Origin of the sequence: Frankia tisae, from assembly GCF_025403405.1 — a bacterium.
In the GTDB taxonomy this organism is placed as follows: Bacteria; Actinomycetota; Actinomycetes; order Frankiales; family Frankiaceae; genus Frankia; species Frankia tisai.
Genome location: NZ_JANEZT010000341.1, coordinates 1 through 7,327 on the forward strand (window position 1 = coordinate 1; position 7,327 = coordinate 7,327).

Consider the following 7,327-nt stretch of genomic DNA (forward strand, 5'->3'; position numbering starts at 1 on the left):
TGTATAAGAGACAGGGGTATAGCCGAAGGGGGGACAGGTGCGTGTCAGCGGACCTGCTGGTGTCCGCCTCGACGAGGTGGATGGCCTCCCGGATCCACGGCCGATCCTGCTCGCGGGATACGGCGCTCATGCGCGATATGCAACCTCCTCGGGTCGCGAGCCGAGGAGGTACGGACAGTGCTGGATGCGTTCGCCGTTGGGTGAGGCGCCGGCCGGTGGTCCGGTGGTCCGGTGGACCGCCCCAGGACCGGTCGAGGCCGGCTCAGAGCTGGACGCCGAAGACCTGCGTCCAGTAGGTGCCGTACTCGCCGCCGGTGGCGTGCCCGACGCCGATCTGGCGTAGCTGCGGGATGAGGATGTTCGCCCGGTGGCCGGGGCTCTGCATCCAGCCGGCGACGACCTCATCGGCCGTGGTCTGGCCGGCGGCGATGTTCTCGGCGACGCGGGCGTAGCGATAGCCCAGGTCCGTGACCCGGTCGGACACGGTGCGACCGTCCGGGCTGGTGTGGGCGAAGAAGCCACGTGCCGCCATGTCCCGGCTGTGCCCCTCGGCGGCGGCGGCCAGCCTTGCGTCTACGGCGAGCGGCGCGAGGCCCTCCCGGCCGCGTTCGACGTTCGTCAGCGTGACGACGTCGGCCAGCATCGCCGCGAGCTCGCCGTCAACGGCCGCCCCGCCGCCGGGAGCCTGCGGGGGCAGCTCGGCCGACGCCGGGCGCAGGTCGGCTGCGGGCAGGCTGGCGGGTGCTGGGTCGGCACGGTGTCGATCGGCGGTGCCCGAGCTGTCGTCGTCGACGTCCACGCCGAAGTCGCGGGCGAGGCCGGCGAGGCCATCGGCGTACCCCTGGCCGACGGCGCGGACCTTCCACTCTGATCCCCGGCGGTAGATCTCGATCAGGGTGACCACGGTCTCGCTGGTCAGCGGCGGCGGGGTGAAGTGGGCGCTGAGCTTGCCGCGCCGGTCGTGCAGGGTGACGACGGGCCCTGGCAGCTGGCCGAAGGGCGTCGTGCCGTCCTCGGGGCTCGCGGCGATCACGACCCGCTCGGCACCGGGCCGCAGCAGCTCCGGATCGACCATCACCTCGTCGCCGCTGAGGATGACGCCGGCCGTCGCCGGCTGGTTGTAGAACACGAAGTCGTCGTCCCCGTCGACCTTGCCGTGCGCCGCGGTCACCAACGCGCACAGGTCGAACGGCCCGATCAGGCGGACCGAGACGGGACCGCGGGGCAGCGTTGCATTCGCACCGGGCACGAGCTCTGTCATCCGTCCCACTCCCGTGGCTGTTCTGGTCGGCCGTGGCTGTTCTCGTCGGCCGTGGCTGTTCTGGTCGGCACGGATGCGTCGCCGCCGGCCGATCGCCGGGTTCAGTCGCCGGGTTCGAGCGGGTACCGGGCGACGGCGACGTTGTCCGCCTGTTCTAGATGTACCGGGAGAAGGGCGTGGCCACCATGCCTGACGCCGCGGGATGCCTGGCCCGTGCCACGTCCGGGCGAGATTGCAGCCCGCCCGGGTGACATCCGTGAGCGTCTGGTTTCTGTCTGTGAGACCACGATCACCCGACTTGGTCCGCCGCCGGCCGTCCCGTGGGTCGGGGTGGCCGCCGCCGCCGACCGCTGATCGTGCGGTGGGCTGTCTGGGCTGTCTGGGCTGTTGTGGACGGTTTGCTTGTCACGCCGGCCGCACCCACCGTACCGTCTGCGTCGGTCGCCGTGATCAACGGTTCCGGTGCGCGGGTCCGTGGCGCGGTGGGCGGGAAGCCGCTCGTCGTGGCCGGGGCGGGCCGCTGGCCGCCATGAGATGAGGTAGGGCGCGCCGGTGCGTGGCGCCCGGAGCAGGGTGGGCCGCCGTGGACGACGTCATGGGCTTCGCGCTGCTCAGCCTCGGGACGGGCGCACTCTACGCGTTGGTCGCCGCGGGCGTGGTGGTGATCGCCCGGGGGGCCGGGGTGCTCAACATGGCCCAGGGCGCGCTGGTGGCGTGGGCCGCGTATGCCTTCCACGGCCTGCACGGCCCGTGGGGGCTGCCGCTGGCCCCGGCGGCGGTGCTCGCCGTGGCCTCGACGGCCGGGATCGGTGTCGGGTTCCAGCTGCTGGTGATGCGCCCGCTGCGGGCGGCGACGGCGCTGCTGCGGTTGATGGCGACCCTCGGCCTGCTGATCATTCTCCAGTCGTCGTTGACGCTGATGTTCGCCGGCGCGGTGCGCACCTCCCCGACGGTGCTGCCCACCGGCACGGTCGAGCTGTTCGGCGAATCCGTCGGCGTGGACGTGTTCGTCCGGCTCGCCGCGGTCGCCGCGCTCGTCGCGGCGGCGTGGGCTGTCTTCCGGTTCACGACGGTGGGGCTCGCCGCGACGGCGGCCACCGAGAACCCGCGCGCCGCCGCCACCTTCGGTTGGTCCGCCGACGCGATCGCCGCGGGCGCGTGGGGCGCCGGCGGCGCGCTCGCCGGGCTCGGCGGCGTCCTGCTCGCCCCGTTGCAGAACCCGCTGTCCGCGCCGAACCTGCTGCTGCTCATCGTGCCGGCGCTGGCGGTGTCGCTGGTGGCACGGTTCCAGTCGTTCCCCGGGGTGCTGCTCGGCGGGCTCGTTCTCGGCGTCATCGAGGTGGAGGCGCAGTACGAGTTCGTCGCCCACCATCCCTGGTGGCGCGGGGTCGACCGGGCGGTGCCGCTGGCGGTCATCGTCTTCTACCTGGCGGTGCGCGGCCGGGGTCTGCCCGAGCGGGGCCACCTCGCCGAGCGCCACCCGGTGCTCGGCAGCGGCCGGATCCATCCCCGCGCCCTCGCCGTCGCCGTCGCGGCGATGCTGGCAGCGGTCTGGCTGCTGCCCCGCGACTGGGTCGACGCCCTCGACGCCAACGCGCTGTGGGCACTGATCATCCTGTCCGTCGTGGTCCTCGTCGGGTTCACCGGGCAGCTTTCCCTGGCCCAGCTCGCCTTCTCCGGGATCGCGGCGCTGATCGCCGGGCGGCTGGTGGCGACCCGCGGCTGGCCGTTGGAGGCGGCGATGGCCGTCGGGGTGGCCGGCACCGCCGTCGTCGGGCTGCTGTTCGCGCTTCCCGCGCTGCGAACCCGGGGGTTGCAGCTCGCGGTGGTGACCCTCGGCCTCGGCGCGGCCGTCGACGCCCTGCTTTTCCAGCGCGGCTACCACTCCCCGCCACCCCCGGGGGCGGGGGCGCTCGGCTCGCTGTTCGGCGATCTCGCCTCCCCCGAGGGGACGGTCGTGGGACGCCAGCGCTTCCTCGGCATCCCGCTGGACAAGGTGACCGACCCGCGGGGCTTCGCGACCGTGTCCGTGCTCGCCTTCGTCCTGGTCGCCCTCGCGGTCGCGAACCTGCGCCGCGGCCGGGCCGGGCGGCGGCTGATCGCGGTGCGGACCAACGAGCGGGCCGCCGCGGCGCTGGGCATCAGCGTCGTGGCCGCCAAGCTGTACGCGTTCGCGCTGTCCGCCGCCATCGCCGGGTTCGGCGGGGTGCTCTACGCCTTCTACGTCTACGGCGAGCGCGGCAACATCGACTACGGCGACGGGACGTTCGCCCCGTTCTCGTCGATCCTGCTCATCGCCTACGCCGTCGTCGGCGGGGTCGGCTGGGTGAGCGGCTCGTTCGCGGGTGCGACGATGGCCGCCGGCGCGCTGGCGACCCGCATCGGCGGCTCGGTGGGGGAGTGGCTCGGCCGGCTCGGCGCGCTGCTGCGGGTCGTCGTCGCGGCGATCGCGGGCCTGTTCGGCCTCGCCGCCGGCGCCGCGGTGGCCGGCGATCGGCGCACCGGCGGCCGGCTCGCCGCGGTGCCGCGGCGCTGGCTCCCGTGGCTCGCCGCGGCGGCCGCGGCCGGGCTCGCCGCCGCCTTCGGCGGGGCCGTGCGCGACTGGCTGGCCGAGCTCGACCGGTACGTGCCGCTGATCGGCGGCATCGTCCTCGTCGTCGTCCTCTCCCGCTCCGGCGGTGGGATGGCACCCGAGAACGCCCGCACCGCCCGGCTGCTTCACGACCGTTACCTGCCCGGCGCGGCCGACCGCCGGCGCCGCGCCGATGCCGCCCGACTGGACCAGGCGCTGCGCGCGGCTCCCGGCGACGCCCCGCCGTCGGGCGCGGTCGAACCGGTGACGCTGTCGGTGTGGGGGCTGACGGTCAGCTTCGGCGCGGTGCGCGCGGTGCGCGCCGTCGACCTGCGGGTCGTTCCCGGCCAGGTGGTCGGGATGATCGGCCCGAACGGAGCGGGCAAGACGACGGTCATCGACGCGATCACCGGCTACACCCCGGCGTCGGTCACCTCGATGACGCTCGGCGAGGTCAGCCTCGACCGGCTGCCCGCGCACCGGCGGGCCCGCGCGGGCATCAGCCGGTCGTTCCAGAACCTGGAGTTGTTCGACGACCTCACCGTGCTGGAGAACATTCAGGCAGCCAGCGATCGCCGCGACGCCCGCGCGTACCTCACCGACCTGATCTTCCCGCGGCCGCGGCCGCTGCCCGGTGCGGCGATCGCCGCCGTCGACGCCTTCGGGCTGCGCGAGGATCTGCTGCGCACCGTCTCCGACCTGCCCTACGGCCGGCGCCGGCTGCTGGCCATCGCCCGGGCCGTCGCGGCCGGGCCGGCCGTGCTGCTGCTCGACGAGCCGTGCGCCGGCCTGGACGAGTCCGCCAGCGCCGAGGTCGCGACCCTGCTGCGCCGCCTTGCCGACGAGTGGGGGCTCGGCATCCTGCTCAACGAGCACGACATGGACGTGATCATGGGGATTTGCGACCGGGTGATCGTCCTCGACGCCGGCGCTGTCATCGCCGAGGGAACCCCGGCCCAGGTGGCCGCCGACCCGCGCGTGCGGGCGGCCTACCTCGGTGACCCCGAGCCGGCCCGCGAACCGGCCTACTTCCCCCTTCCCTGACCATCCTGGGGACGCACCCCGCGCCCGGGGCGCGGCGGCGGGTCAGGAGCCGGCCCGGCGCAGGATGTCCAGGCCGTTGTAGGTCTCGGGGCCGAGGGGGACGAACGACTTCGAGGCGCTGTCCCAGCGGGCGCCCCGCATCGTGGTGTTGAAGATCCGTTCCGCGCCGGGGATCGGGGTGGTCGCGGTGAGGTCCAGCGGTGGGACGATGCCGCCCAGGTCCAGCTTGTTGGTCCGGTTGAGCTGGGCGAGCAGGTTCTTCGACGTCAGCGGCCCGGACACCTGGTTGCCGACCTTCTCGGCGATCTGCACCGACAGCCACGCCCCGGTGGTGGTCGTCGTCGTGCGCAGGGCGGGGGCGGCGTCGGCGTCCCCGGCGGCCTGCTCGGCGTCCAGCTCGGCGACCATCCGCGCGACCTCGGGGAACTGGGCGGCCTGGCTGAGTTCCGGGAAGGCGGTGGCGACGACGAGCTTGTCCGCGGCGGGGCCGAGGGTGGCCAGGTACTTCGGCGACAGGGTGCCCGCCGCGTGGCAGGTGCGGATCTGCTGGCCCGCCTTGGAGATCACCGCGTAGGCGGCCTGGTCGAAGACCACGAGCACCGCGCCGTCGGCGCCGGAGCGGGACAACTGGGAGATCGCCGGGGTGAAGTCGCTCGTCGTGATCGGGATGCGGATCTTCGGGCTGATCGGATGGTTGACGGCCTTCGCGCCGCCCTCGGCCATGACGATCAGCCGGTCGCTGGCGCTGAGGTCGTAGCCGACCAGGCCGAGGTGGTTCGCCCCCGCCTTGGCCAGCAGCGCCGGGCAGACCGCCGGGTAGAGCGTCAGCGGGCTGACGACGTAGCTGACGGGGGAGCTGAGCTCGGAGCCGTCGGCGGAGATGCCGGCGGATCCGATCGACGGGATGCCCGCGTTCTGCAGGATCGGCATGATCCCGCCGGCGCCGCTGACCTCGCTGACGACGGCGAGGACACCGGAGTCGACGGCCTGCTGGGCGCATTTCTTCGCGGCGGCGGCGTCGTTGCGCTCGTTGCAGTGGACGAGCTCGACGGGACGCCCGCCGATCCCGCCGCGGGCGTTGACCCCGCGCACGGCGGCGCGGGTGGCGGCCACCATCTCGGGGTAGTTCGTCCCCGCGGTGCCCGTCGGTGCGATGATCATCAGCTTGACGGGTGATCCCTTCGCGGCCGGATCGGACGCCGCGGCGCCGCCCGACGCGCCATCCGAACCACCGCCGCAGGCGACGACCGTCACCGCGAGTGCGGCGGCCAGACCCGCTCGGGCCAGACCTGCCCGGGCGAGCCCACGCAGCCCGTACCGTCGTCGCACGCTGTCTCTCCTTGTCGTCGTCCGCCCCCGCCGGTACCCGCGCTTCGCCGCCGGGGCCAGCCACGGTAGCCGTTGCCTGGGAGCATCCACGCACTGGCAGCGCGAACCGGCACGTTTGTGGCGTCGTCACCCCGCGGCGCCGGTAGCGGCCGCGACGGTGGTGGGCCGGCGGGGCGGCTCAGATCACCTGGGACCAGGCGTAGGTGAAGCCCATGATCTGGTCGACGAGTGTCTCGAGTCTCGCTGCGGCGGCCGGGTCGATCAGCCGGCCATGGGCGTCGAAGAGGGGCTCCTCGGTGTTCAACGTCACGCCCAACGGGGTCGGCCAGCCGCGCAGGGCGTGCACGCACGAGCGCAGCGCGTCCAGCGTCGTGACGGCGGCCTGGGTGCCCTGGGCGCAGACGATGAGACCGACCGCCCGCCCGTCGAGGTACGGCCGCGGCGCGCCGCGCAGGTCCTCCAGGTAATCGAGTGCGTTCTTGACCAGGCCGGACATCCCGCCGTGGTAGCCCGGGGTGGCGATCACGACGGCGTCGGACTGCTCCACGGCGGCGAGCAGGCGCAGCGCTGTGGCGGAGCGTTCGGGCCGTTCGGGGGCGTACATCGGCAGGTCCAGCTCGGCGGACCCGAACAGCACCGTCTCGGCGCCGGCCTGGGCCATCGTCGCGAGCACCGCCGTCAGGGCCCGATGGGTGGCGGAGTCGGTCCTGGTGGTGCCGCCGATCCCGACGATCACCGGCCGGCGGCGACGGGTGCGCACCGGGCCGGTTCCGATTGCGGCGGGCGCGGGGTCGACGGGCCGGTGCGCGACTCTGCTGGGCAACGAGGAGATCGGTTCGCCGCCGATGCGTTGGCCGAGGCCGTTGACCTGCTCCGTGAAGCCGGCGCTCGACCGGAATGGCCGATATGTGTCCCCCACAACCCCTCCTGAGACCCTGCGTCGGCTCGCCCTGGCGCGTCGTGGACCGGCCGCGCCACTCGCCGTCAGGTCTGTCCTATCTGACGCACCCCGTCCCCCCTGCGGCGGGTCCGTTCGGATCGATGTCAGGTCCGGTCGGGCCGATGCCAGTGCCAGTGCTGATACCGGTGCCGGCCGGGTCGGTGTCGGTGTCGGTGTGGGG

Annotated in this window: 4 protein-coding genes; 1 reads left to right on the top strand and 3 read right to left on the bottom strand. The window is 73.9% G+C overall.

The features are described 5' to 3' along the window. Positions 1-262 precede the first annotated feature (262 nt). The gene (locus tag NBZ85_RS24745; protein WP_261559423.1) at positions 263-1,261 is read right to left on the bottom strand and encodes a CAP domain-containing protein; all 999 of its coding nucleotides are present in this window, start codon (positions 1,259-1,261) and stop codon (positions 263-265) included. A gap of 583 nt (positions 1,262-1,844) precedes the next feature. Here NBZ85_RS24745 and NBZ85_RS24750 point away from each other — a divergent pair. Next, the gene (locus tag NBZ85_RS24750) at positions 1,845-4,877 is read left to right on the top strand and encodes an ABC transporter permease subunit (RefSeq protein WP_261562685.1); all 3,033 of its coding nucleotides are present in this window, start codon (positions 1,845-1,847) and stop codon (positions 4,875-4,877) included. Positions 4,878-4,919: 42 nt separating this feature from the next. Here the strand turns inward: NBZ85_RS24750 and NBZ85_RS24755 are convergent, their stop codons facing one another. Both NBZ85_RS24755 and NBZ85_RS24760 read right to left on the bottom strand, forming a co-directional pair. Next, positions 4,920-6,206 carry an ABC transporter substrate-binding protein gene (locus NBZ85_RS24755; RefSeq protein ID WP_261559421.1) on the bottom strand — a complete coding sequence of 429 codons (1,287 nt, stop codon included), beginning with the start codon at positions 6,204-6,206 and terminating at the stop codon, positions 4,920-4,922. Positions 6,207-6,384: 178 nt separating this feature from the next. Further along, positions 6,385-7,125, bottom strand: coding sequence for an NADPH-dependent FMN reductase (locus NBZ85_RS24760; RefSeq protein ID WP_261559420.1), 741 nt, complete (start codon positions 7,123-7,125; stop codon positions 6,385-6,387). Between the last annotated feature and the right edge of the window lie 202 nt (positions 7,126-7,327).